This window comes from Paenarthrobacter sp. NPDC090517 (assembly GCF_044769165.1).
In the GTDB taxonomy this organism is placed as follows: Bacteria; Actinomycetota; Actinomycetes; order Actinomycetales; family Micrococcaceae; genus Arthrobacter.
Genome location: NZ_JBIVXN010000002.1, coordinates 134,654 through 156,650, shown reverse-complemented (window position 1 = coordinate 156,650; position 21,997 = coordinate 134,654). Strand labels below are relative to the sequence as shown.

Here is a 21,997-nt window from a genome sequence, read left to right as displayed (position 1 = left end):
CGAATATGCGGTACAGGGAAAGCTAGGCGCGCACCGACTCAAGTTCATTGCCGATCCGCCGGGCCAGCTCGTCCTCGTCGATGGTCTTCGATCCACCGTGGGCGCGCAGGAACATCAGCGCTTCGAGCCGGAGGAACCGCCATTCGCGCTCGGCTTCGTGGTTTCCGTTGTCGATTGCCCGGAAGATTTCCTTGTCGTACAGATTGGGTTCGTTCAGCGAACGCTGCCTGACCCGGGCATTGATGCGCGCCTTGAAGGGGTCTTCTTCCTGGGACTCCGGCGCGCGCAGCAGTTTCTCATAAACCGCAGCCCGTTCGGTTTGCCCGGCCTCGCGGCAAATGAAACTGGATAGCGCCAGGGCACGTTCGATCGATGCCCAGCGGTCCAGGTTGCCGTCAAAGGGCAACACATTCAGCAAGTCGGCGACAGCCAAAGCATGGTCCGGATCGCGCAGAACAATGCAGAGATCGAAGGCGAGATTGCTGAGGTCCCGCAGGCAGCTCCCCGACTTCGTATTGATGCCCTTCGAGAGCCGATCCGCAAGGACCTGCACGCCGTTCTTGCCCTTATGGTTGGCGGCGGCCGCACGGACCACGGCTTCGGGTGTGCCGTCTGGTTCAGGGATGAGGGCCAGCTCCTCGGCGCTGGGACCGGTGTGCGTAGGCGGCGTTTCCGGGCGCGGAGGAACGACGACGACGGGCTCCGCGGGAGCATCGGCGTCGCCCCCTGTGGAGGTGCTGGAGTCAGCGGTGCTTTCGTCCGCAACGTTGGACTCAGGAACTCCGTCACCCACCGGAACTCCGTCACCCACCGGAACACTGGACCCTACAGCGATCCGTAACGTGCCGCCGTCGGCCATCGTCACCAGCAGCAACGCTGCCACGCCGTAATCGTCTTTCTCCACCTCAATGGAGGCAATTTCCTCGGCCGGCCCGTCACCGGGTGGGAACACAAAATCCCCGGGTCGCAGGTCCCCAGCCTGCTTTTCCATGTATTGCTGTGTGGCTGGGCTGTGAGTCATCGGAAGTCCTTTGGTTCTCGTGGGGTCCGCCGTCCAGTCTACAAAGACCAGCTGGGGAAGGGGCCGGGACCCGCTAGAGAACGATGCCCGAGAAAGCCAGGGCCTGCCGGACGAGGTTCCCGCGACCTCCGTCGAATTCCTGCTGGACGTTCTCGCTCAGCACCTCTTGCGGCGTCATCCACGTGAGTTCCAAAGCGTCCTGGCGGGGTTCACATTCGCCGGTCACAGGAATGATGTAGGCCAGCGAAACGGCGTGCTGGCGGTCATCCGTGAAGCCTGTCTGCGACGGAGCCGGGAAATATTCGGCCACCGTGAAGGGAACAGGGCTGATGGGCAACTGCGGGAAAGCCAGGGGGCCGAGGTCCTTTTCCATGTGTCGCAGGAGCGCTGCACGGATGGTTTCGCGGTAGAGAACACGGCCGGAAACGAGGTAGCGGACCATGTTCCCGTCGGCGTCGCCCTGAAGGAGGGTGCCCACCTCGTTCACATAACCGAGCGGATCCAACCTGACCGGAACGGCCTCCACGTAGACCATGGGGAGGCGGCCGCGGGCTTCGAAGAGGTCTTCATCTGAAAGCCAGCCTGGATACGGGTCGGGTGTACGTACGCTCATGGTTAAGTTCTACCGCATCCCCAGCCGAACTTCCTTGGCAGCGGCGCCGTGGCTGCGGCGTTACGCTCTCGGCTGTATTACACGGCCGTGACTGGTGACTTCCTCACCACAATCGACGCTGGCGCCGCGCCGCCCACAGCATCCGGGTTGGCGACGTACAGGACGTCTTCGATGATCCTGGCCTCGATGTCCGCAGCCTTGAGGCGCTCATGCAGTGGTTCCAAATCGCCGTCGTACTCAAACGCGAGGTCCCCGTTGGTGGCGTCCGCGCCGTGAATAATCTGGAGGATTCCGCCGTTCTTGGTGGTGAACGTGGCCGATTCGTCGTCTTCTGTGCGCTGCCGGGCGCCGACGTTGCGGAGAACATTTGCGGAGAACGCCACCAAGGGGCTGACCCACGTTGCTACCACCGTGAGTGCTGGGTCGGCATGACTTGATGTGGCCCAGCTGCCATCTGCTGCCCGCTGCGCGGGGAAAGCAAAGAACTCGAAACCGTCATCGGCAGAGATACGCACCGTTGGCCCGTAGGAGGCTTCATGGAGCTCCGCTTGGGTACCGTCTTCCTCGGTGCGGCGGGCGAACTCCTCCAGATTCCCTACCTCGACACTGAAAATCGTGTAACCATCCAGTGGGTGGCCGTGCTCCAGCCGGCCCAACGCGACGCGGCCCGAACCGGCGTCGAACTCCTGCCAGTCGCCGTCGTCCACCGTCTTCACCAAACCCAGCACCTGCAGAAGCGTGGCCCACTGCTCAAAGTGCGATGTGTAGTGGATGGGGCGGGCTCGCAACATTGGTCCTCCTGGGCTGGGTCCTCGCGGTTCGGGTGTCCGCTCCCAGCCTATGCCGCGTGGCCTTGCGGGGGACGGTGCGTTTCACAGGAGAATGAACCCATGCCCATTGAACTTGAGGAACTCCTTGTCTCCGACGGAGCCGCTTGGCGCTCCTGGCTTTCGGAACATGCCGCTGAGAGTCCCGGCGTGTGGTTGATCCTGCACAAGAAGGGCGGCAACGTCACTGAGTTGGACTACGACGCCGCTTTGGATGAGGCCCTGTGTTTTGGCTGGATCGATGGCCAAGCGAAGAGCCGCGACGCCGAAAGCTACTTTCAGCGAATGACGCCTCGAGGCCGAAGGAGCATCTGGTCAGCACGGAATGTGGGCCACATTGCGAGACTGGAATCCGAGGGCAGAATGACCGATGCCGGACGAGCGGCCGTCGAAGCCGCAAAGGCCGATGGACGCTGGGAAGCTGCCTACGCCGGGCCAGCCGATTCCGTGGTTCCGGATGACCTTGCGGCAGCCATCGCCGCAGTCCCGGAGGCCCAGGCAATGTTCGATTGCCTGACCTCCCAGAACCGCTTCGCCCTCATTCACCGCACCAACGGTGTCAAGCGGGCAGACACCCGCGCACGCAAGATCGCCGGTTTCGTCGAGATGCTTGCCCGCCACGAGGCCCCGTACCCGCAAAGAAAGCGTCCCGTTTCCGACGACAGCTAGAGCGTGGCGGCAGCTTCCAGCGCCATCCATGCTTGAAGCTGCGTGGAAAGCTCGACGGCGGCCCCCACCGGATATGTTTCGCTCGCCGGTCGCTGGGGGTCGAAAGAGAACACAATGGCTGGAGTTCCCCTACGACCCTTGGCCTGGTCCGGGTTCTCGCGGCGCCCGGCCCAGAACGCTTCGGCTGTGCTGCGAACCAAGGACCTGGCCGTTTCCCTGGTTGTGGCCGTGAGCCTGTTGTCCCGGGCTGCCAAAGCGAGATAGCGGAGCAGGATACCGGTGAAAAGACCACCATCGCCCGTGCCATCACCGCGGATGACCTGCGTGCCGGGAAGCGTCAGCTCGCGTTTCACGGCGTCCACAAGGAGGGCAGCCCTGCGCAGGTTGTCGTCACCGCCCAGTTCCAGCAACGCACCCAGGACCGGGCCTTGGTTGTAGGTGTAAATGGCCTCATCCACCACCACGTTGCCCAGGCTGATCCGAAGCCCGTCCCGGTACACGCCACGTTCCGGGTGGAGGAGCTTGCTGTTGAGCCAGTCCACCAACTTTTGTGCGCGCTCTGCGTGGTCGGTCCGAGCATAATAAAGTGCCACGGGGGCCGTGGCAGGGGTGTTCTTGAAGTCCCTTTTGGTGCTCCAGTAAGTGCCGCCGCCAAGGTCGTCCGTAGAAGCTGAATCGAACTGCAAGGTCAGGCTCTTCCGCACATACGCGTTGCGCCGCCTGCCAGGTTTCTTGGTTTCCTCCGCCAGCTTCTCCAAGCGAAGCGTGGCGAGTGCCAGCCACGCCATGTCGTCGTAGTAGTCGTTGACGAATCGCAGCAGGTTCCGCAACCGGATTGTGGTGACCAGCCGGGAAGCGAGCCGGCCCGCGCTCGGGCGGGAGTCGCCGTCGAACTTTGTTTTACTTGCGAGTTCGCGCCGGCCCGCATCCACCAGGCAATCGACGTAGTGCGCTTGCCACCAGTAGTGCCAAGGGCCTGAGACGCTTTTGACGGTGTTGCTGGGAAGGCTCACTGCACCGATATGCGTACCTGGCAGGAACAGCAGCCGCCTGCCGAAGCTTCGGGACACTGATCGGGCCGCTTGGTTGGCCCGGGCTGCCCATTCGGTGGCGTTCGTGGAGGGGGCAGGCGTCCCGTGTGGTTCGATCTGGCTGGTCATGGAATTAGCCTAGCGGGGCGGGAAGTGTGCGCTTGCCCACAATTCCAGTTAACATGCATTAACGGATTTGGGTCTGCATCAAGGAGGATGAATGGACATCAAGGGCACGGTCGCGCTGGTAACAGGCGGGGCATCAGGGCTAGGGGCCGCTACAGCGAAGCGCTTGTTCGACGCTGGAGCTTCTGTGGTGCTGGTGGATTTGCAGCAATCGGCTGGTGATGAATATGCGGCCGAGCTGAACTCGGCACGTTCGGAGGTGGGGGAGTCGGGCCCACGCGCTGTCTTTGCTCCGGCCGACGTCACCAACGAATCTCAAGTCCAGGCCGCCGTTCACGCCGCCATGTCCATGGGACCACTCCGGATCGTGGTCAATTGCGCAGGTATCGCAACACCAGGGAAAGTTCTTGGCCGCGACGGCGTGCTGCCGCTGGATAACTTCAACAAGGTCATCCAGATCAACCTTGTGGGCACCTTCAACGTGATCCGCTTGGCCGCTGCTGCCATGGTGGAAACCGAGCCCGTCTCTACGGAACTGGGCGGGCCTGAACGCGGCGTCATCATCAACACCGCCTCCGTGGCCGCCTTTGAAGGCCAGATCGGCCAGCCAGCCTATGCCGCATCAAAAGGTGCTGTAGCAGCCATGACGCTCCCCTTGGCAAGGGAGTTTGCCCGTTCACTGATTCGCGTAGCCACCATCGCCCCCGGCATCTTTGAAACGCCCATGATGGCCGGGCTTCCCCAAGCGGCCCAGGACTCGTTGGGGCAGCAGGTCCCGCATCCCGCACGCCTGGGCCGTGCTGCGGAGTACGCAAACCTGGCGGCCCACATCGTGGAAAACGCCATGCTCAACGGGGAGACCATCCGACTCGATGGCGCCATCCGTATGGGACTCAAATGATGGGCGATTACAGCGGCTCTCCAGGGTCATTGCCTGGAACGGTTGTGCCCGGTAATTCCGGTTCGGGCGGGCCGGGCCCGTCGTCGGTAGCCGACCTCCCCACGGCTGACTTCTTCGACTTCGAATCGCTGCTTAGCGTCCAGGAACAACGGAAGCTCAACGAACTCCGGGCTTTCCTTGCTTCCGAGATCGCCCCGTACGCCGGGCAGTGGTGGGAGAAAGCAGAGTTTCCCGAACACATCCTCCCTAAGCTCGCGGCCCTCCGGCTCAGCGCGCCCGCCCAGCGCGGATATACCCACCTTTTCGCCGGCCTGGTCATAGCCGAGATGACACGCGTCGACACCTCGATCGCCACGTTCTTCATGGTTCACCACGACCTCTTCGTGGAGTCGCTGTACAACTTTGGCAGCGACGCCCAGCAGGACCGCTACCTCGACGACGCCTCCAACCTCCGCACTACCGGCGCCTTCGCGCTTACGGAACCGGATCACGGCTCCGACGTCGCCGGCGGCATGGAGACCACTGCCCGCCGTGTTGAGCGGGCAGATTCCGACGGCGGCGATTACTGGGTGATTAACGGCGCCAAACGCTGGATTGGGAACGGGACGTTCTGCGACTACATGTTGGTGTGGGCCAAGGACGAAACAGACGGCGCCGTGCGTGCCTTCATCGTTGACGCATCCTTGCCGGGCATCACGCGGAGCCGCATCGAGAACAAGATTGCCCTGCGGACCGTGCAGAACGCCGACATCGTGTTTGTGGACGTGGAGGTAGCTGAGGCAGATCGCTTCGCCGGCATCAGCAGCTTCGTGGACACCAACCACCTGCTCCGTGGCTCCCGCATCATGGTGGCCTGGCAGGCCGTTGGCCAACAACTGGCAGCCTTCGACGTCGCCCGGCAGTACGCCGTCGAACGCCTGCAGTTCGGTAAGCCGCTGGCCAAATTCCAGCTCATTCAGCAACACCTGGTGGACATGCTGGGAAACGCGGTGGCCAGTATGGGGATGATGGTCCGAATAGCGCAACTGCAGGAGGACATCTTCACAGATGCGCAAGGAGTGCGGCATGGAGGCGCAGGGATGGCGCAGGTGGCGCTCGCCAAGGCCTACTGCAGCGCCAGGATGCGGGAAACCGTGGCGTTGGGCAGGTCAATCCTGGGCGGGAACGGAATCGTTACCGATTACCGCATCGCGAAGATCTTCGCCGACGCCGAAGCCATCTACACGTACGAAGGCTCCTACGAAATCAACTCGCTGATCGTTGGCCGTGCTGTGACAGGGGTTTCCGCAATCGCTTAGACCTGCGTGGCTCGGACCGCCGTGGCTGTCCGGGCGCTAGTCTTGCGGAAGCTTCTCTCCGGCTTCTACCCGAACATCGATTGAATTGCCCCGGACGGGCATAGGGCAGGTGCCGTAAGGGGTAAATGCACTCGGGTAGTTGATGGCGCGGTTGAAATCGATCACCACGGTCCCGTCGGGCCGAGGCCGCGGGATGAACACCTTGCGCCATTCGTCCGTGGTCTCTCCGTTGGTTTCATCGTGGAAGGTTACGTTGAGCGCGCCCAGCTTCTCTTCCTCGGCGTGCAGCCGGATTTCGTGGGGAATACCCGGTACCCGGAACGCCACTTCGCCCACTGACCTGTGGACACCGTCCACCAAGGGGTTCGCCGTGCCGATGGGAACGTCCTTGGGCTCATCGTAGGCTTCAAACCGGCCCTCGATAACCCAGCCGGGGTTGTATTCGTACGTGGGGACACCTTTGAAACCAGTCAATACCGGGGAGCTGTTATCGCGTGTGCGAACGGCGTATTTGTCTGCGCGCATGGCGAGCTCCACCACAACTTGCTTGCCGTCCTCGCCTCCAAACTGTACCCACATGAGCGATTCTTCGTCCTGCAGTGTGGCCGGGATGGTCCCATCGACGCTCTGTCCCGTCTCAACGAGCGTGAGCCCATCTGCAGCGCCCGCTGTCAGGAAAGCGGTTGTGCCGTCGGTGGACCAGAGGCCAGGGACGAGTTCGACCTCGGAAGGTTCGGCCTCAAGCCATTGGAAAGATGTGAGCGTCAGCCAGCCGTGTTCGATGGCAAGAGCTGCATTTCGACCTGCACGGAACCGCTCCCAACGGGCGAGTTGGGCGTCGGTTGCGGTGGTGGGCGAGCTCATGGTTCTCCTCGGCGGGTCGCGTCAGTTCGTGGCGGTTGCACTTGCCTCAACTATGCGCCGGGCCTTGGCATTCCCGGAATTCACACGCCCTGAACCGGACTTTATCTTGGATCGGCTCGCGCTGGCCCTGACTCATGCCAGCGCGAGCCGGGATTGATGGACGGAAACGATGGGCCGCGCACCAAATGCCCAACCCATCGTTGTCGTCTTGCCCGGAAGATCGCTGTCCGGTCGGACCCTTAGTGCGACCGCTGCCCGTACTTACGGGCACCTGCGAAGGCGAGCAGGGATCCTACGGCAAGAAGGGCCGCAGCAATGAAGATGAACGCCTGTCCTTGGGCGCCGGTGTTGGCCAGTTGCTCAGAATTGTCCTCGTCGGTGGATTCTGCCGGTTCCTCTGGAATCACCACAACAATGGGATGGCTGATGCTCGGACTCGGTACCGGAGCCGAGGTACTGCTGGTGCTGGGGCTTGGTTCTGGTGTTGCCGGGGGTGTGGTTGTGCTGGGGCTTGGGCTCGGAGTCGGAGTAGCCGAAGGTGTGATGCTTGGGCTCGGTGTTGCCGGGGGTGTGGTTGTGCTCGGGCTTGGGCTCGGTGTTGCCGAAGGTGTGGTGCTCGGGCTCGGTGTTGGGGTCGTATCGACTGTTCCGTCGCCCGTTCCGCTGGCGATGCTGCGGCGCGTCTCGGCACCAACAGAGTGCTGTTCGCCCGAGATGTTGACTGTTCCGTTGTTCTCGTAGATATCCAGGGAAGAGTCGGTCACTGTTGTGACCACGAAGAGCTCCACATGCTCGCCTTCCGGAAGCCCCTGCCAACTTACTGTCAGCGACTGCGGGGTGCACTGGATGCTTGCCGGATATTGGTCATTATCGTAGGGTTCAACAATGTTGCCGGCGGCGCTTACGACCTTGCCAACGCGGGGTGTAACTTGGCTGCAATCGATTTCCATACCGGCGGCGGGGAAGTCCGTCACCACAACATCGTTGGTTTCAAAGGTCATGGGCGGCATGTAGAAGACCGACTCCAGTTTCGTCTGGGCGGGGTCTGCCCACCACATGGACTTTCCGACGGAAGTTGGCACACCAGGATCACAATCTTCTGTGCAGGGTTCAGTGGTCACGGGAACGCGAACCACTCTGTCACCAACAACGAAGTTCAGCTCCTCCGTTCCTCCGTTGGTGAGCTCACGCGAGTACTGGGTGGTGAAGGAACACTTTCCGCCGACATTCAAGGGATGCGATGCCACGAATTCGGTAAGGGTAAAGACCACCAGGCCGGCGTCATTCGCGGCTGCGATGGCGACTGTACGGCCATCCGGGTTTTTCAGGTCAAAGGCAGTGTCGCCAAACCAGCGCAGCTCAGCGGGGAGTCGAAGACTGAAGGTGTCCCCGGGCTGCGATTTGTCGGGGACAGACCAATTACATTTCACATCCACTTGGTCCCATTGCTTGGTAACTACTGATTCCGTGCTGATGGTGATCTCCGCGTCCGGAATATTTGCCGCAGTGGCCGGAAGAGCGGTCAGCCCCAAGCCCAAGACAGCCGTGACTACGGCCAGCAGCGCAGTCACCAGCGACACAGTTTTTAGATGGATCTGATTGTTCATTTTCTGGATGGTCCTTCGAATCCTTGGGTGTTGTGTTCCGTCAAAGAGTCAGTGTTGGCAGCGGAAGGTTCGTGACGTTGCAGCACGGATTCCGGACACGATAAGTTCAGCGGGGGTACCGTTCCGCGGCAATGGTTGTTGTTGACGTAGGCGTTCCCGCTTCAGAAAGCGGGTAGAACACCATGCGCGCAGGGTTCAGCGTCCCTTCCCACAGAGCCTCCAGCACCGCCTTACATCCCAGTAGCCGGGACAAGCTGCGTTCTCCAAGAGGGAAGAGGATATGGACAGCAGAATTTTGGTACATGGCCGTGGATCCGGTTCCGTGCAACTGGTCTTTGACCGCTTCCCCGAGCCGCGCAAGGAGCGTCCAGCAGTGTCCGCGGTTATGGCGGGGCCCGGGCAGCCGGATGACCGCCAAGGCATGCGATCCCGGGGACTCCGGCCCTAACGTGGATACCTCGTGCATCCGTCGCTGAAAATGCGCGCGGGTGACCAAACCTGTGTAGACATCGGTGCATGAGAGTGGCGCTGCTGTTTCGGCGACCTCCGCCCAACCTTCCGCCAGTGATTGAAGAGCGTCGATGTCGACGGGCTGCTCCGCAGCCACAAACAACGCGCGGAAGTCATTCATGGTTTCATTGATGCTCACGCCATTCGTGGCGCGGGCCGCTCCGAGTGATTTTGCCCTGCAGACCGGAATCGCTGTGCCAGTGGCGAGCGACCTTACGATTGTCCGGACTTCAGGCACAAACCAGTCCGCACGGAATCGCCACCCCATCTTGCAGCTGGCAGTTTGCCATCTTCGCTGCAGTAGATACCGTGAAAACGTACATTCTGCGAATGATTTGGTCCGAAACAAGGTCATATCCGAATAGTGCGCTGAGCAGTCGGTTCGTGACGAAGTGCTTACTTCAAGATTTGATAAAGACTCTGTAGGAAAACGCGTCACGACCTGCCCCTAACCCCCACTCCATATATATGGGCAGGGTTCTTGACGGTTTGGGGATGCCATAGATGGCACAGAGTTCACATGTAGGCAGCAAATCAAAAATCGACGACGATGGGCGTCTTATTGAGTTGGTCCGCGGCGGAGACATGTCCGCGTTCGATGGTCTTTATGAGCGACACCTGTCCATTGCATCCACCGTTGCCCGACGCAACGTGGACAATCCAAGCGACGCCGAGGATGTAGTGGCAGAGGCTTTTCAAGCTGTGCTGCAAGGCCTCGTGGCTGGGAGGGGGCCCGATACATTCTTTCGCGCCTACCTATTATCAACAGTTACCAGGTTGTCCCATCAGCGGAACCGAAAAGCCGGCAAGGTCCTGCCCAGCGGTGATGATTCTGTTCTTGATCACGCCTTGGCGGATTCAGATGCCGCCATCAATGCCTTCGAGTCCCGCACCGTGGCCAAAGCCTTTCGCACCCTGCCGGAACGGTGGCAGGCGGTGCTGTGGTACTTGGACGTGGAACGCATGAAGCCTGCAGCCGTTGCGCCCATTCTTGGGCTTTCTCCCAACGCTGTTTCAGCGCTTGCCCTCCGTGCGCGCGAAGGCCTCAGGAGGCAATACCTCCAATGCCATATCGCAGAGCAGCCCGATGGCAGGTGTTCCGAGTTTGCTTCAAAACTCGGCAACTTCATCCGCGGCGGACTTTCAGCAGCTACCGAGCGCAAGGTTAGGGACCACCTGAACGGCTGCTCTACATGTACGGCTGCCCTCTCGGAGCTGAAGGACGTTCAAGGGAGCATGCGTGCCGTGCTCCTGCCGTTGGTCACAGGTGTTCCCATTACGATCTGGGCGGGAAAAGGCGCGGGACTGGGCGTTCTGGGCGCGGTTTTTCCCGCTAAAGCTGCATTGATCGCACCAGCGCTCGCTCAACCAGTAGTCCTGGCCGTAGTCGCGGCGGCCGGGGTGGGTCTTGTGTTGGGGTCCATAGGAATCGTTGATCACCTGACTTCGGAGACCTATTCGCAGCAGCGCGCTCTGCAGACTGGCAGTCCACCCTGGGAAAGTGATCCGGTGATGCCCACCGCTACATCCAAGCCAAGCAGCACACCACTCCCTGCATCTTCCTCTCCGGCAGGGGTGCCCGCAGCCTCGGAAGAATCGCCTTCAGCCTTGGAGGAATTGGCCCCAACTCCGGTGGAGTCACCTTCAGCCGTTCAGGCACCGCAGCTGCCTGCACAGGATAACCCCGCACAGGATAAGCATGCGCAGGATAAGCCCGCTGCGTCTTCAGCAACCCCATCGCCGGGCGCGCCACCAGCCCCCGCACTCTCTGCCGGCCCGAACATCACCGTTCCGGCGGATGTTCAGGGCTCTGTGCGGCAAAACTCAGGGCGGGACGCAGCGAACATCACCATGGAAATCAACTTCCACGTCTCAGGTGCAAGCCCCCTGGGTAGCGGTAAAGCGGTATTTTCGGTTGCTGCGGATGCATGGATAGTGGAAGGTTCCCTTCAAGCTCCGGATGGATGGACCTGCGCCTTGGAGGGCCGGCGCGTTGCTGTTTGTACCAGCAGCTCTGTGCAGCGGAACGATCTTCAATTCCGTGTAGTCACCGACTCCAAGGGCAAGAAGAAAAACCGCGATCTGAGCTACACCTTGAGCGGCCCGGGGTTGGCTTCTAACCAGTTCTCCTACACCTACTGACATGGGACTCCGACTGCGGAAGGCGTCGCCAAAATCTGAGACACATTCTTTTGTTGAGTTCCGTGCGGGTAAGATCCCGTAGGAAACATTAGTAATCCGGCTCACAGTATCCAGCGCAGTGTACGGGCCAAACCAGATGACGAAGGTAAGTATCAATGGTTCACACTGCCCATCAAGACACCGATCTCGCAGCAGAACTGCGTGCGGACGTGCGTCGCGTATCAACACTTCTCGGCGAGTCCCTGGTACGACAACACGGTCCGGAACTGCTCCAACTCGTGGAGCAGGTTCGTTTGCTGACCAAGGAGTCCAAGGAAGCCGCGCGGGGCGGCGCGGATGCCACCGGCCCTTGGAGCGCGCACGACGTCGTTGCCCAGGTCCGCGAGTTGCTCGCCTCCCTGCCGCTGGACCAGGCTACCGATTTGGTCCGCGCCTTTGCGTTCTACTTCCACCTCAGCAATGCGGCCGAGCAGGTACACCGCGTTCGTGGACTGCGTACCCGGCAGGAAAAAGACGGCTGGCTGGCAAAAGCGGTCTCAGAGATAGCCGGCCAAGCGGGCCCACAGGTCCTGCAGGATGTGATCAACGAACTCGACGTCCGCCCTATTTTCACGGCGCACCCCACAGAAGCTTCACGTCGCTCGGTGTTGGATAAGGTCCGCAAACTATCGGACGTCCTTGCTGAGCCCACTGCGGAGGGGACTTCCGCGCGGCGCCGACAGGACCGACAACTCGCTGAGATCATCGACCAGATGTGGCAAACCGACGAGCTCCGCCAGGTCCGCCCCACTCCTGTGGATGAGGCTCGCAACGCCATCTACTACCTGAACAGCATCCTCACAGACGCCATGCCGGAAATGCTGACCGACCTTTCAGAACTCCTGGCCGAGCATGGCGTAACGCTCCCGGCGGCCGCCGCACCCCTGAAGTTTGGTTCTTGGATCGGTGGAGACCGTGACGGCAACCCGAACGTTACTGCTGCTGTCACCCGGGAAATCCTGCAGTTGCAGAACCAGAATGCTGTCCGCATCAGCATCGCCCTCATCGACGAACTCATCTCGGTGCTCTCCAATTCAACGGCCCTTTTTGGGGCCGACCAGGAGTTGCTGGATTCGATCGCCAGGGACCTCAAGAACCTCCCCGGACTGGACAAGCGCATCCTTGAACTGAACGCGCAGGAGCCTTACAGGCTCAAGCTGACCTGCATCAAGGCCAAGCTCATCAACACGGGACGCCGTATCTCCGCTTCCACATATCACGAGCCGGGCCGTGACTACGCCACCACTCCTGAGTTGCTTGCGGAGTTTGGGCTGCTTGAGGCCTCGCTGCGGAACCACTCGGCCGCCTTGGTGGCAGACGGCGCCCTGGCCCGCGTCCGCAGGGCAATCGCTGCCTTCGGCTTGCACCTGGCAACACTGGACATCCGCGAACACGCAGATTACCACCACGATGCTGTGGGGCAGCTGGTTGACCGGCTCGGCACTGAAAAGCCCTATGGTGAACTGACGCGTGAGGAACGCTTCATGTTCCTTGGGGCCGAGTTGGCTTCCCGCCGCCCGTTGTCCGGACACCCGATCAAGCTTGACGGCACTGCGGACGGCACGTACGACGTCTTCCGGAGCATCCGCCAGGCCCTGCATACCTACGGCCCGGACGTCGTGGAGACCTATATCATCTCCATGACCCGTGGTGCTGATGACGTCCTGGCTGCAGCGGTGCTTGCCCGGGAAGCTGGCCTGATCGATCTCTTCAGCGGCAAGCCCCACGCCAAGATCGGATTCGCTCCACTCCTGGAAACGGTGGAGGAACTCCGGGCTTCGGCGGAGATCGTGGACCAGTTGCTCTCCGATCCGTCTTATCGGGAACTTGTCCGTCTCCGGGGCGACATCCAGGAGGTCATGCTGGGTTACTCCGATTCCAATAAGGAATCCGGCGTCATGACCAGCCAGTGGGAGATCCACAAAACCCAGCGCAAGCTGCGTGACGTAGCTGCCAAGCATGGCGTCCGCGTTCGCCTCTTCCATGGCCGCGGAGGATCTGTTGGACGCGGTGGCGGACCCACTTATGACGCCATCATGGCCCAGCCGAACGGCGTGCTTGAAGGCGAGATCAAGTTCACCGAGCAGGGTGAGGTCATCTCGGATAAGTACTCCCTGCCCGAACTCGCCCGCGAAAACCTTGAACTGTCCCTGGCTGCGGTGATGCAGGGTTCGGCCCTCCACCGTACTCCGCGCACCTCGGATGACGAGCGTGAGCGGTACGCCAACGTCATGGAAACCATTTCGGATGCAGCTTTCGCCCGCTACCGCACATTGATTGACGATCCCCAGCTTCCGGCCTATTTCCTCGCGTCTACGCCGGTGGAACAGCTGGGTTCATTGAACATCGGCTCGCGCCCCTCCAAACGTCCGGATTCAGGTGCCGGTCTCGGTGGCCTGCGGGCAATTCCTTGGGTTTTTGGTTGGACGCAGTCGCGCCAGATCGTTCCGGGATGGTTCGGCGTGGGTTCCGGTTTGAAAGCCGCCCGCCAGGCGGGAGACACCGATCAGCTGCTGGAAATGATGGACCGCTGGCACTTCTTCCGCTCTGTGATCTCCAACGTGGAGATGACCTTGGCCAAGACGGACATGGAAATTGCGGGTCACTACGTTTCGTCGCTGGTCCCGGAGGAACTGCACCGGCTGTTCCACATGATCCGCGACGAGTACGAGCTCACTGTGGCCGAAATCGAACGGCTTACCGGCGAGATCGAACTCCTCGATGCCCAGCCGACACTGAAGCGTTCACTCGAAATCCGCGATCAGTACCTGGATCCGATCAGCTACCTGCAAGTGGAACTGCTCCGCCGCGTGCGTGAGGAGCAGCTTTCGGGAGGCGAGATCGACGAGCGGCTCCAGAGGGCCATGCTTATCACCGTCAACGGTGTAGCTGCAGGCCTGCGCAACACCGGCTAGCAAACCTTCTCTCACATCCCTCGGGATTCTCCGGATGCCTCTCTCATCACGTGAGAGAGGCATCCGTCCAAGGGCGTGGGATGTGCGAGAGCGTTAGGGTAGTGGGATGCCGTCGTTCCAGACCAAGTTGAAGATCACTGGCCTTAAGCCGGGCAACGCACCCGAATCGGTGATGGCCGCAGCGGTGGAAGCGTTGGAAACCCGCCACCATGTCGAATCGAACCAGCTCGACATCGTGGGAGGTGTACCCCAGATCAGTTTGCGCTTCACAGTGGGCGATCGGGATTACTCCGGCGAGAACGACGAAGCCCGGACGTCGGCAGCCATGATGCGTGACGCCGTCGAACGTGTAGCGGTCACCGGAAGCCTTTACGTGTTGCGCCGCAGTCGCGGCCGCTGGTCGCCGGTTTAGACCGGTTTGGAACAGTTAGCCAGCCCTACTCGGGTTGCGGCACGTCGCCGGGCTTGTCGGCGTCGAACGGTTCGTCTACCGGGGATCGGCTGCCGCGGCGCCGGGTGACGATCAAACCGACCACCACTCCGATGACCAATCCCAGTCCCACCCCAATGAGTGAGCTGGCCCAAAAGGGAAGTTTGGTGGTGGAGCCCGTGAAGTATCCCAAACCGACCTGCCACACGGCCCACAGCACTGCCCCCAAGCCGGCGCAGAGACTAAACCCGCGGACTGAAACGTTGGCGATGCCTGCCGCGGATGATGTGGCGAGCCTGCCGCCGGGGATAAACCGGGCGCCGATGATGGCGCCGTAGGTTGACGAGCGGCCGGCTTTGGCGATGGCCTCGTGGATTCCGCGGTGGACCCGGCGGCCCCACGACCACCGGTCCAGAACGTGGCTGATACGCCGTTTGAACAGCAAAAACACGGCCATGTCGCCCAACCAGGAAGCGAATGCAGCCAGGAACAGGATGAGCCAGAAGTTTGCGTGGCCGTCGGCTGCCAGTGCCCCGCCAGTGATCACCACCATCTCGGAGGGGATGGGTGGGAAGATGGCATCGCCCAACACAATGGGAATGATCCACAGGTAGATCGCGGATCCCCAAGTCTCCGGAGCGATGATGTCCATGGGCAAAAGGTACCGCACTTGCCGCGTCCCCCGCTCTGGGGTGAGACTGTCGCCATGCGAATCGAGATCCAGCGCGGTGACATCACCACCCGCGGCGTTGACGCGATCGTCAACGCCGCCAATTCGTCACTGCTGGGTGGAGGGGGAGTGGACGGCGCCATCCATAGGGCCGCGGGCACGGAACTTCTTGAGGCATGCCGCGAACTGCGCCGGACGCAACTGCAGGAAGGACTTCCGGTGGGTGCCGCCGTTGCTACGCCCGCCTTCCGGCTCCCCGCACGGTGGGTGATCCATACAGTGGGACCCAACCGGCACGTGGGCCAAACCGATCCGGCGCTGCTAGCGTCGTGCTTCCGCGAGAGCATGGAGGTTGCGGCCGGGCTTGGTGCCCGATCCATCGCTTTCCCTGCGATCAGCGCCGGAATCTACGGCTGGGACGCCGGCCAGGTTGCGGAGGTAGCGTTCGACGCCGTGAGATCGTTTTCGTTGTCGTCTTCAGCCCCCGGCGCTGAGGACAGCCCGCTTGAGCTGGTGGAGTTCGTGCTGTTTTCGGAGGAGACGACGGCGGTTTTCCGGGCTGTGTTTGATTCCTCCCCGGGGGTTGACTCCTAGCTGAGGGCTTCGCTGAGCTCCAGCTGGCTGCGATATTCCACACGTTGCTTGCTGATGGGGTCCACAAATGTGACGCCGCGGGCCAGCAACTGAAGGGGTTTCGAGTAGTCGTCAGGGGCTTTGTCCAGCAGGTCCGGGTAGAAGGCGTCGTTGACGATTCCCAACCCAAGCGAGGCCATGTGCACACGCAGCTGGTGCGTTTTCCCGGTGTGCGGTTCCAATCGGTACAACGCGCGCTGGTGAGTTCCGGCGTCGAACGTTTCTGTCTGTTCAATACGGGTTTCCGCGTTCGGTTCTCCGTCGATGACTTCCGCGAGCAGGTAACTGCGGGACTTGGTCATGCGATTGCGGACAATCACCGGAAATTCGACGGCGGGATACCCTGCGGCCGGTGTCGCGGCGGACACGCACTCGTATTCCTTCCGGACCTGGCGCTTCTCGAAGAGGACCTGATACTTGCCGCGTGTCTCCGGGTTGGTGGAGAGCAGCAGCAGGCCGGCCGTCATGCGGTCCAAGCGGTGCATGGGGATGAGGTCGGGGAGGTTGAGCAGGTTCCGGAGCCTGACCAGCGCGGATTCCTGGATGTAGGTGCCGCCGGGTGTCGTGGGGAGGAAGTGCGGTTTGTCCACCACCAGGATGTGTTCGTCTTGATGGAGGATGTTGATTTCCACGGGCAGGCGGGTCTCGGGCGGGAGTGTGCGGTAGTACCAGATGAAGGTGTGGTCCTCCAGCCTGGTGCTGCGGTTCAGCGGTACACCGCCTTCGCCTACGATCTCGCCGGCGTCGAAGCGGTCCTCGATGCCTTGCGGATCAATGTGGCCCCAGCGGTGCATCATGTAGTCCATTGCGGTGGTCCACGGTCCCTCGTCCGGCAGGCGAAGTCGGGTGGCGTTAACGCCGTCGCGCACGGGGAGGGGGGATTGCATCACCGAACAATTCTACCGGCGTCGCGTTGTGAGGCCCGCTCTGCACCCTTTGGCGGCTCCGAAAGGCGCAAAGCGGGCCTCGCAACGCGAAGTGGCACCGACGATATTAAAGTTCTTGACAATAAAAGTTGTCGGTACCCATACTTGAAGCATGTTGGACATCGAAGTGATCGAGGACCCGGCCGCAGCGGAAGCGTCGCTGGATCCGATCCGCACCCGAATCCTGCAGGAGCTCGTCGAACCGGCGTCCGCCACCCAGTTGGCTGCGAAGGTTGGACTGCCCAGGCAGAAGGTGAACTACCATCTCAAAGCCCTGGAACGGCACGGGCTGGTGGAGTTGGTGGAGGAACGACGCAAGGGCAACGTCACCGAGCGCGTACTCCGCGCGACGGCAGCGTCGTACCTGATCTCGCCGGTTGCCCTGGCGTCAGTGGCGCCGGATCCGCGGCGCTTCTCTGACCGGTTCTCTGCCTTCTGGTTGCTGTCACTGGCCTCCCGCACCGTGCAGGAGATGGGCAAGCTTATCGCCGGCGCTGCCGTGGCAAAGAAGAAGCTGGCAAGCTTCGCGATCGACGGCGAGATCACCTTCCGCTCGGCCGCCGAACGCGCGGCATTCGCGGAAGAGCTTGGTGTGGCGGTGACCAAGCTCGTGGACAAGTACCACGACGGCGGTGCTGCCGCCGTGGCGGGCGGAGCCCGTAAGCACCGCCTCGTCGTAGTACTTCACCCTGCGCTCAAGACCGGGGCGCTCAAAGCCCCTTCAACTCAGCAAGCCTCAAAGCAATCAGCGGAAAAGGACCAAAGCAATGACTGACAATCGGAAATTTGAAATCGAGACGGACGTCGAACTGCCCGGCACTCCCGAGCGTGTGTGGCAGGCAGTCACCAAGGACACCCCCGCGTGGATGTTCCCCACGGATCAGTGGCCGGACGTCAAGACCACCGAGGAATACCCCAGCCATCTTGTGTCCCGAATGGACGGCCCAGACGGATGGTTCAACCAGTTGGAGCACATCCTCGAGCCGCTTGAAGGCGGCCGAGCCAAGCTGCACTACGTTCACAGTGGGATCTTCGCCGAGAATTGGGATGAGCAATACGACGGTGCCAGCAAGCACACCGAGTTCTACCTGCACACATTGGGCCAGTACCTGCAGTACTTCGATGGCAAGCCCGTGGTTTTCACGGACATTCAGGGCCCTGCCTCTTCGCAGACGGCGGACGGTTTCGTTCGGCTGAAAAAAGTCCTGGGTGTGGATGGCGTAACCGCCGGAACAGCAGTGGAGGTGGACGCCGACGGCGTTGGGCGGCTGGCCGGCGTGGTGGACTTCTCCAACGAGAACTTCCTGGGCCTCCGGACCGCGGACACGATGTACCGCTTCTTCGGTCGGAACGCGTTCGGTGCTCCGGTCGGGATGACGGTGCACGAGTTCAGTGGCACCGCCGATGAAGAACTTACGGCCAAGGCCTGGGGTGCGTTCCTGGAGAAGGTGTACGCGTAGCAGTTTCCGGTCAGGCCGCCCAGGCCCGCGCTACTGATTCCAGGGCGGCCTCGTAGATCGAGGCCCAATCGGTGGCGGGATCATTCATCTGCGCAAGCTCCAGCCCGACGAGCCCATGGACCTGTCCCCATATGGCCATTGCCATGATCGCGGGGTCGTCCTTGCGCAGAGAGCCCGCTGACTGGGCGGCAACTACCGCCTCCACGAGGGGGAGCATCGAATCGGAAGCGACTTCCGGCGTCGGGCTGCAATCAACATAGGCGGCCAGCGCCCCGCCGAACATGAGGCGGTAGAGGGCCGGGTGCTCCAGTGCCCAGATGCGGTAAGCCCGGCCCAGTCCCAGTAGTCCGTCCTTGGCCGCAGCGCGTTGGGACTCACCAAAGGAGCGGAAACCGTCGTCGACGGCAGCCGTCAATAGTTGCGCTTTCCCGCCAAAGAGGGAGTAGATCGCCGTGGTGGACGTTTCTGCCGCTGCTGCTACGTCCCGGAGAGTGACGCGCGCCGGGCCCTCGCGGTCCACCAATTCGGCGGTAACCGCGAGGAGTCGATCCTGGACGTGTTGATCATGAACTACAGGTCTTGCCATACCCTCAAGTGTTTCATAACATTGTTTCATAACAACGTTATGAAACCCCGGACTCTAGGAGTCAGGGGTTTCCCAACTGAAGGATTCTCATGGCACAGGAGATCTTCCCCGGCCGCTTCACTGCGGACGTCGGGCGCGATACGGTGACCGTCTTCCTCATCGGGATGCGGGCAAACCGGTGGTGGAAGGTGGGACGCGTCGCCAAAGTGGCGTCGGCCATGCCCACCATGATGCAGCACCTCGCCAGGAACCCGGACGCCGGTCTGTTGGGCAGCGAGCAATGGTTCGGTCGGACCACTATCCTGCTCAGCTACTGGGAAAGTCCCGAGCATCTGAGGCGCTTTGCCGCAGATAGGGATTCGCCGCATCTGGGCCCATGGCGGAAATTCATGAAGGAGTTCGCGGGCAGCGGCGACGTTGGCGTGTGGCACGAGACGTACCAGGTCCCGGCGTCGGGTATTGAAGTGGTGTACAACGGCATGCCGCTCTTCGGTTTGGCCAAGGCGACCACGCATACACCGGTCGGGCCCGGCAACAACACAGCGAAGCAGCGGATGGGCGGGACCAGGCGGGCGGCAGCTTAGGCGACCGCGACGGCGGCTGGCCGCTCAGCCCTAAGGGTCCGGCGGAGGTGGGGCGAGGCGTCGAGCTTGTCCTGGGCGGAGCGGAGCGCGCCGACGGCGAACTCCAATTGTGCGGGGGGCAAGGTGTAGGGAACGCGCAGGTAGTGTTCGAATGCGCCACCCACGCCGAAACGGGGTCCGGCAGCCAAGCGAAGGCCAAAGTCGGGCGCGAGCACGGTCAGGGCCGTGCTTGAGGCAGACGGCAGACGGCACCACACAGTGAGTCCACCGCGGGGCCGCTCCACCTCCCACAAGGGCAAGTGCTCCGCGAGCAACCCCAACAGCGTTTCCCGGTTGTGCCGAAGCTCCTCGAGGCGGGCATCGAGCGGTTCCGCGAAGGACCGCACCAGGCGTGCCGCCGCCAGTTGTTCAACCACCGGACCGCCCAGATCCATGACTGTCCTGGTAGCGATAAAGCGGGCAATGAGGGACTCGTCTGCCCGGATCCACCCGGTCCTGAGGCCTGCCCAATGCGATTTGCTCAGCGACCCAATGGAAACCACCGCAGGACTGAACGACGACATCGGCGCGGTGCGGACGCCGTCGAGATTCAACCCACGCAGCGTTTCATCTACCACCAGTACGGTTCCGGAAGCAGCGGCCGCCCGGGTGAGGCGTCGTCGTTGGAGATCGGACATGATGCGCCCGGTCGGATTGTGGAAGTCCGGCACCAGGTAGGCGATGGCGGGGCGTTGCTGATTCATGGTGGCCACCATCGCATCGATGTCCCACGCGGGCGAGGTGCCGGCGGGCAATGCCACGGGCAGGGGCTTGCTGCCGGCCGAGCGGATGGCGTCCAGGGCGTTGGGGTACGTGGGGTGTTCCACCATGACCCGGTCCTGCTTTCCGGCCAAGGCGCGCAGCACAATGTTGAGGGCATGCTGTGCGCCGGACGTGACCAGGATCTGGCCCGGTGTCGTTGGCACCCCTTCTGCTGTGTACTTCTCCGCGATGGCTTCGCGGAGGGCCGGCACTCCCACCGCGTCGTACCCGAACCCGGGCAAGAGGGCAGGCAACTCGGTCAACGCTTCCGCGAAGGCGCGATGCACTACCTCGCCGGCTGCCGGCAATGACGCATAAGCGAGATCCAGAAGCCCCTCTGGCACCGCGAGCCCAGGCACGCTTGCTGGTTCGGTGCGGTGGGGAATGCATGTCCGTCCGCGGCTGCCCTGACCTGCCGTGAGGAATCCCTGTTCGCGCAGGCTCGCATACGCGGCAGTGACCGTGGTTCGGCTGAGTCCGAGTGTCTGGGCGAGTGCCCGCTCGCTTGGCAACGCGACGTCCAAGGGGATGCGTCCGTCCATCACCAGCAAACGCACGACGTCGGCCAGCTCACGGTAGGCGGGCAGGGCGCCGGAGTTCCAAGAGCCGAGGAGGCGAACAAGTGCGGTGGGATTCAGGGAGCCGGACATAAGACCAGTATTCCAAACTGGCTATGGAATACAAGGCCAGTTCTCTTGGATGATGTACTTCATGATGACCCGAAGAATCACTCAACTCCTCATTGGCCTCGCGATGTACGGCATCTCCTTGGCCATCTTTATCCGCGCCGGCCTGGGCTTGGACCCTTGGGATGTGTTTCACCAAGGCGTATCCGAAAAGACCGGCTTCAGCATGGGTGTTGTGGTGATCGCGGTCAGCTTTCTGGTTCTCCTCCTGTGGATCCCGCTCCGGCAGATGCCAGGGATCGGAACCATCGCCAACGCAATTCTTGTGGGTCTCTTCGCCGATCTGGGACTGTGGCTCATCCCGGAGTTCTCACACCTGGGCGGACAGATCGCCATGCTCGCCGGTGCCGTGATCCTTAACGGCATAGCGTCCGCTTGCTACATCGGTGCCCTCCTTGGACCCGGTGCCCGTGATGGCCTGATGACTGGGCTTGTCCGCCGAACTGGTTGGTCCGTGCGCCTGGTCCGCACCGGAATCGAGGTAGTTGTCCTCGCTGTTGGCTTCCTGCTGGGCGGCTCCGTTGGTGTTGGCACGGTGGTATACGCCCTTGCGATCGGCCCGATCGTGCAGGTGTTGCTGCCAAAGTTCATGGTCCCGGAGCGGGTAAAGGCAACGGCCCCCACGGAAATCGTGGAGGCCGCGCCGGCTGCCTGACCC

22 protein-coding genes are annotated in these 21,997 nt (G+C 62.0%); 11 read left to right on the top strand and 11 right to left on the bottom strand.

Annotated elements, in window-relative coordinates:
- Positions 1-22 precede the first annotated feature (22 nt).
- The 3 genes from ACIQTW_RS09545 to ACIQTW_RS09535 form a co-directional block, all read right to left on the bottom strand.
- A complete protein-coding gene (locus tag ACIQTW_RS09545) occupies positions 23-1,021 on the bottom strand; it encodes a DUF6707 family protein (protein WP_402936490.1) in 999 nt (332 codons plus the stop codon).
- A 73-nt stretch (positions 1,022-1,094) separates the two neighbouring features.
- The gene (locus ACIQTW_RS09540; protein ID WP_091465301.1) at positions 1,095-1,634 is read right to left on the bottom strand and encodes an NUDIX hydrolase family protein; all 540 of its coding nucleotides are present in this window, start codon (positions 1,632-1,634) and stop codon (positions 1,095-1,097) included.
- A gap of 77 nt (positions 1,635-1,711) precedes the next feature.
- Positions 1,712-2,425 (bottom strand): hypothetical protein, encoded by a 714-nt coding sequence (locus tag ACIQTW_RS09535; RefSeq protein WP_402936488.1) that lies wholly within the window; start codon positions 2,423-2,425, stop codon positions 1,712-1,714.
- A 99-nt stretch (positions 2,426-2,524) separates the two neighbouring features.
- Between ACIQTW_RS09535 and ACIQTW_RS09530 the strand changes: the two genes are divergently transcribed.
- A complete protein-coding gene (locus ACIQTW_RS09530; RefSeq protein ID WP_402936486.1) occupies positions 2,525-3,130 on the top strand; it encodes a YdeI family protein in 606 nt (201 codons plus the stop codon).
- Here ACIQTW_RS09530 and ACIQTW_RS09525 read toward each other — a convergent pair.
- Positions 3,127-4,290 carry a glycoside hydrolase family 76 protein gene (locus tag ACIQTW_RS09525; RefSeq protein WP_402936484.1) on the bottom strand — a complete coding sequence of 388 codons (1,164 nt, stop codon included), beginning with the start codon at positions 4,288-4,290 and terminating at the stop codon, positions 3,127-3,129. The genes ACIQTW_RS09530 and ACIQTW_RS09525 overlap by 4 nt on opposite strands.
- 91 nt (positions 4,291-4,381) lie before the next feature.
- Between ACIQTW_RS09525 and ACIQTW_RS09520 the strand changes: the two genes are divergently transcribed.
- Positions 4,382-5,188: an SDR family NAD(P)-dependent oxidoreductase gene (locus ACIQTW_RS09520; RefSeq protein ID WP_402936482.1), complete on the top strand. Its 807-nt coding sequence runs from the start codon at positions 4,382-4,384 to the stop codon at positions 5,186-5,188.
- Positions 5,185-6,486: an acyl-CoA dehydrogenase family protein gene (locus tag ACIQTW_RS09515; protein ID WP_402936480.1), complete on the top strand. Its 1,302-nt coding sequence runs from the start codon at positions 5,185-5,187 to the stop codon at positions 6,484-6,486. Before ACIQTW_RS09520 ends, ACIQTW_RS09515 begins: the two co-directional genes overlap by 4 nt.
- A gap of 36 nt (positions 6,487-6,522) precedes the next feature.
- On the opposite strand, the gene ACIQTW_RS09510 is transcribed toward ACIQTW_RS09515, so the two are convergent.
- From ACIQTW_RS09510 to ACIQTW_RS09500, 3 genes are all read right to left on the bottom strand, one after another.
- The gene (locus ACIQTW_RS09510; protein WP_402936478.1) at positions 6,523-7,350 is read right to left on the bottom strand and encodes a DUF1684 domain-containing protein; all 828 of its coding nucleotides are present in this window, start codon (positions 7,348-7,350) and stop codon (positions 6,523-6,525) included.
- 239 nt (positions 7,351-7,589) lie between these two features.
- A complete protein-coding gene (locus ACIQTW_RS09505; protein WP_402936476.1) occupies positions 7,590-8,957 on the bottom strand; it encodes an Ig-like domain-containing protein in 1,368 nt (455 codons plus the stop codon).
- A 106-nt stretch (positions 8,958-9,063) separates the two neighbouring features.
- Positions 9,064-9,588, bottom strand: a complete 525-nt coding sequence (locus ACIQTW_RS09500; protein WP_402936474.1) for a hypothetical protein — start codon at positions 9,586-9,588, stop codon at positions 9,064-9,066.
- Positions 9,589-9,971: 383 nt separating this feature from the next.
- On the opposite strand from ACIQTW_RS09500, the gene ACIQTW_RS09495 reads away from it, so the two are divergent.
- The 3 genes from ACIQTW_RS09495 to ACIQTW_RS09485 all read left to right on the top strand — a co-directional run bounded on the left by ACIQTW_RS09495 (position 9,972) and on the right by ACIQTW_RS09485 (position 14,975).
- Positions 9,972-11,609 carry a sigma-70 family RNA polymerase sigma factor gene (locus tag ACIQTW_RS09495; RefSeq protein WP_402936472.1) on the top strand — a complete coding sequence of 546 codons (1,638 nt, stop codon included), beginning with the start codon at positions 9,972-9,974 and terminating at the stop codon, positions 11,607-11,609.
- Positions 11,610-11,764: 155 nt separating this feature from the next.
- Complete coding sequence (gene ppc, locus ACIQTW_RS09490; protein WP_402936470.1) at positions 11,765-14,563, top strand: phosphoenolpyruvate carboxylase; 2,799 nt, start codon at positions 11,765-11,767, stop codon at positions 14,561-14,563.
- Positions 14,564-14,669: 106 nt separating this feature from the next.
- Entirely contained in the window at positions 14,670-14,975 is a 306-nt protein-coding gene (locus ACIQTW_RS09485; RefSeq protein WP_011773514.1) for a hypothetical protein, read from the top strand.
- A gap of 25 nt (positions 14,976-15,000) precedes the next feature.
- Here ACIQTW_RS09485 and ACIQTW_RS09480 read toward each other — a convergent pair whose 3' ends face one another.
- Positions 15,001-15,645, bottom strand: a complete 645-nt coding sequence (locus ACIQTW_RS09480; RefSeq protein WP_402936468.1) for a DedA family protein — start codon at positions 15,643-15,645, stop codon at positions 15,001-15,003.
- Between the two features lie 54 nt (positions 15,646-15,699).
- Between ACIQTW_RS09480 and ACIQTW_RS09475 the strand changes: the two genes are divergently transcribed.
- Positions 15,700-16,257, top strand: coding sequence for an O-acetyl-ADP-ribose deacetylase (locus ACIQTW_RS09475; RefSeq protein ID WP_402936466.1), 558 nt, complete (start codon positions 15,700-15,702; stop codon positions 16,255-16,257).
- Here the strand turns inward: ACIQTW_RS09475 and ACIQTW_RS09470 are convergent.
- The gene (locus ACIQTW_RS09470) at positions 16,254-17,183 is read right to left on the bottom strand and encodes a pseudouridine synthase (protein WP_402936963.1); all 930 of its coding nucleotides are present in this window, start codon (positions 17,181-17,183) and stop codon (positions 16,254-16,256) included. The two genes, ACIQTW_RS09475 and ACIQTW_RS09470, sit on opposite strands and share 4 nt — an antisense overlap.
- Positions 17,184-17,334: 151 nt before the next feature.
- Between ACIQTW_RS09470 and ACIQTW_RS09465 the strand changes: the two genes are divergently transcribed.
- Together ACIQTW_RS09465 and ACIQTW_RS09460 are read left to right on the top strand one after the other, a co-directional pair.
- Positions 17,335-17,997: an ArsR/SmtB family transcription factor gene (locus ACIQTW_RS09465; protein ID WP_402936464.1), complete on the top strand. Its 663-nt coding sequence runs from the start codon at positions 17,335-17,337 to the stop codon at positions 17,995-17,997.
- Positions 17,990-18,682 carry an SRPBCC domain-containing protein gene (locus tag ACIQTW_RS09460; protein WP_402936463.1) on the top strand — a complete coding sequence of 231 codons (693 nt, stop codon included), beginning with the start codon at positions 17,990-17,992 and terminating at the stop codon, positions 18,680-18,682. The genes ACIQTW_RS09465 and ACIQTW_RS09460 overlap by 8 nt, the downstream gene beginning before the upstream one ends.
- A gap of 10 nt (positions 18,683-18,692) precedes the next feature.
- Here the strand turns inward: ACIQTW_RS09460 and ACIQTW_RS09455 are convergent, their stop codons facing one another.
- Entirely contained in the window at positions 18,693-19,268 is a 576-nt protein-coding gene (locus ACIQTW_RS09455; RefSeq protein ID WP_402936461.1) for a TetR-like C-terminal domain-containing protein, read from the bottom strand.
- Between the two features lie 89 nt (positions 19,269-19,357).
- On the opposite strand from ACIQTW_RS09455, the gene ACIQTW_RS09450 reads away from it, so the two are divergent.
- Positions 19,358-19,852 carry a DUF4188 domain-containing protein gene (locus tag ACIQTW_RS09450; protein ID WP_402936459.1) on the top strand — a complete coding sequence of 165 codons (495 nt, stop codon included), beginning with the start codon at positions 19,358-19,360 and terminating at the stop codon, positions 19,850-19,852.
- Here ACIQTW_RS09450 and ACIQTW_RS09445 read toward each other — a convergent pair.
- A complete protein-coding gene (locus tag ACIQTW_RS09445) occupies positions 19,849-21,303 on the bottom strand; it encodes a PLP-dependent aminotransferase family protein (protein ID WP_402936457.1) in 1,455 nt (484 codons plus the stop codon). The genes ACIQTW_RS09450 and ACIQTW_RS09445 overlap by 4 nt on opposite strands.
- Positions 21,304-21,364: 61 nt before the next feature.
- Here ACIQTW_RS09445 and ACIQTW_RS09440 point away from each other — a divergent pair, with 61 nt between their 5' ends.
- Positions 21,365-21,994 (top strand): YitT family protein, encoded by a 630-nt coding sequence (locus ACIQTW_RS09440; RefSeq protein WP_402936455.1) that lies wholly within the window; start codon positions 21,365-21,367, stop codon positions 21,992-21,994.
- Positions 21,995-21,997: the final 3 nt, after the last annotated feature.

What these genes read in the sequence shown, in the direction of transcription:
- ACIQTW_RS09545 (WP_402936490.1), bottom strand. Translation starts at nt 1,021, where the DNA reads ATGACTCACAGCCCAGCCACACAGCAATACATGGAAAAGCAGGCTGGG.
- ACIQTW_RS09540 (WP_091465301.1), bottom strand. Translation starts at nt 1,634, where the DNA reads ATGAGCGTACGTACACCCGACCCGTATCCAGGCTGGCTTTCAGATGAA.
- ACIQTW_RS09535 (WP_402936488.1), bottom strand. Translation starts at nt 2,425, where the DNA reads ATGTTGCGAGCCCGCCCCATCCACTACACATCGCACTTTGAGCAGTGG.
- ACIQTW_RS09530 (WP_402936486.1), top strand. Translation starts at nt 2,525, where the DNA reads ATGCCCATTGAACTTGAGGAACTCCTTGTCTCCGACGGAGCCGCTTGG.
- ACIQTW_RS09525 (WP_402936484.1), bottom strand. Translation starts at nt 4,290, where the DNA reads ATGACCAGCCAGATCGAACCACACGGGACGCCTGCCCCCTCCACGAAC.
- ACIQTW_RS09520 (WP_402936482.1), top strand. Translation starts at nt 4,382, where the DNA reads ATGGACATCAAGGGCACGGTCGCGCTGGTAACAGGCGGGGCATCAGGG.
- ACIQTW_RS09515 (WP_402936480.1), top strand. Translation starts at nt 5,185, where the DNA reads ATGATGGGCGATTACAGCGGCTCTCCAGGGTCATTGCCTGGAACGGTT.
- ACIQTW_RS09510 (WP_402936478.1), bottom strand. Translation starts at nt 7,350, where the DNA reads ATGAGCTCGCCCACCACCGCAACCGACGCCCAACTCGCCCGTTGGGAG.
- ACIQTW_RS09505 (WP_402936476.1), bottom strand. Translation starts at nt 8,957, where the DNA reads ATGAACAATCAGATCCATCTAAAAACTGTGTCGCTGGTGACTGCGCTG.
- ACIQTW_RS09500 (WP_402936474.1), bottom strand. Translation starts at nt 9,588, where the DNA reads ATGAATGACTTCCGCGCGTTGTTTGTGGCTGCGGAGCAGCCCGTCGAC.
- ACIQTW_RS09495 (WP_402936472.1), top strand. Translation starts at nt 9,972, where the DNA reads ATGGCACAGAGTTCACATGTAGGCAGCAAATCAAAAATCGACGACGAT.
- ppc (WP_402936470.1), top strand. Translation starts at nt 11,765, where the DNA reads ATGGTTCACACTGCCCATCAAGACACCGATCTCGCAGCAGAACTGCGT.
- ACIQTW_RS09485 (WP_011773514.1), top strand. Translation starts at nt 14,670, where the DNA reads ATGCCGTCGTTCCAGACCAAGTTGAAGATCACTGGCCTTAAGCCGGGC.
- ACIQTW_RS09480 (WP_402936468.1), bottom strand. Translation starts at nt 15,645, where the DNA reads ATGGACATCATCGCTCCGGAGACTTGGGGATCCGCGATCTACCTGTGG.
- ACIQTW_RS09475 (WP_402936466.1), top strand. Translation starts at nt 15,700, where the DNA reads ATGCGAATCGAGATCCAGCGCGGTGACATCACCACCCGCGGCGTTGAC.
- ACIQTW_RS09470 (WP_402936963.1), bottom strand. Translation starts at nt 17,183, where the DNA reads ATGCAATCCCCCCTCCCCGTGCGCGACGGCGTTAACGCCACCCGACTT.
- ACIQTW_RS09465 (WP_402936464.1), top strand. Translation starts at nt 17,335, where the DNA reads ATGTTGGACATCGAAGTGATCGAGGACCCGGCCGCAGCGGAAGCGTCG.
- ACIQTW_RS09460 (WP_402936463.1), top strand. Translation starts at nt 17,990, where the DNA reads ATGACTGACAATCGGAAATTTGAAATCGAGACGGACGTCGAACTGCCC.
- ACIQTW_RS09455 (WP_402936461.1), bottom strand. Translation starts at nt 19,268, where the DNA reads ATGGCAAGACCTGTAGTTCATGATCAACACGTCCAGGATCGACTCCTC.
- ACIQTW_RS09450 (WP_402936459.1), top strand. Translation starts at nt 19,358, where the DNA reads ATGGCACAGGAGATCTTCCCCGGCCGCTTCACTGCGGACGTCGGGCGC.
- ACIQTW_RS09445 (WP_402936457.1), bottom strand. Translation starts at nt 21,303, where the DNA reads ATGTCCGGCTCCCTGAATCCCACCGCACTTGTTCGCCTCCTCGGCTCT.
- ACIQTW_RS09440 (WP_402936455.1), top strand. Translation starts at nt 21,365, where the DNA reads ATGATGACCCGAAGAATCACTCAACTCCTCATTGGCCTCGCGATGTAC.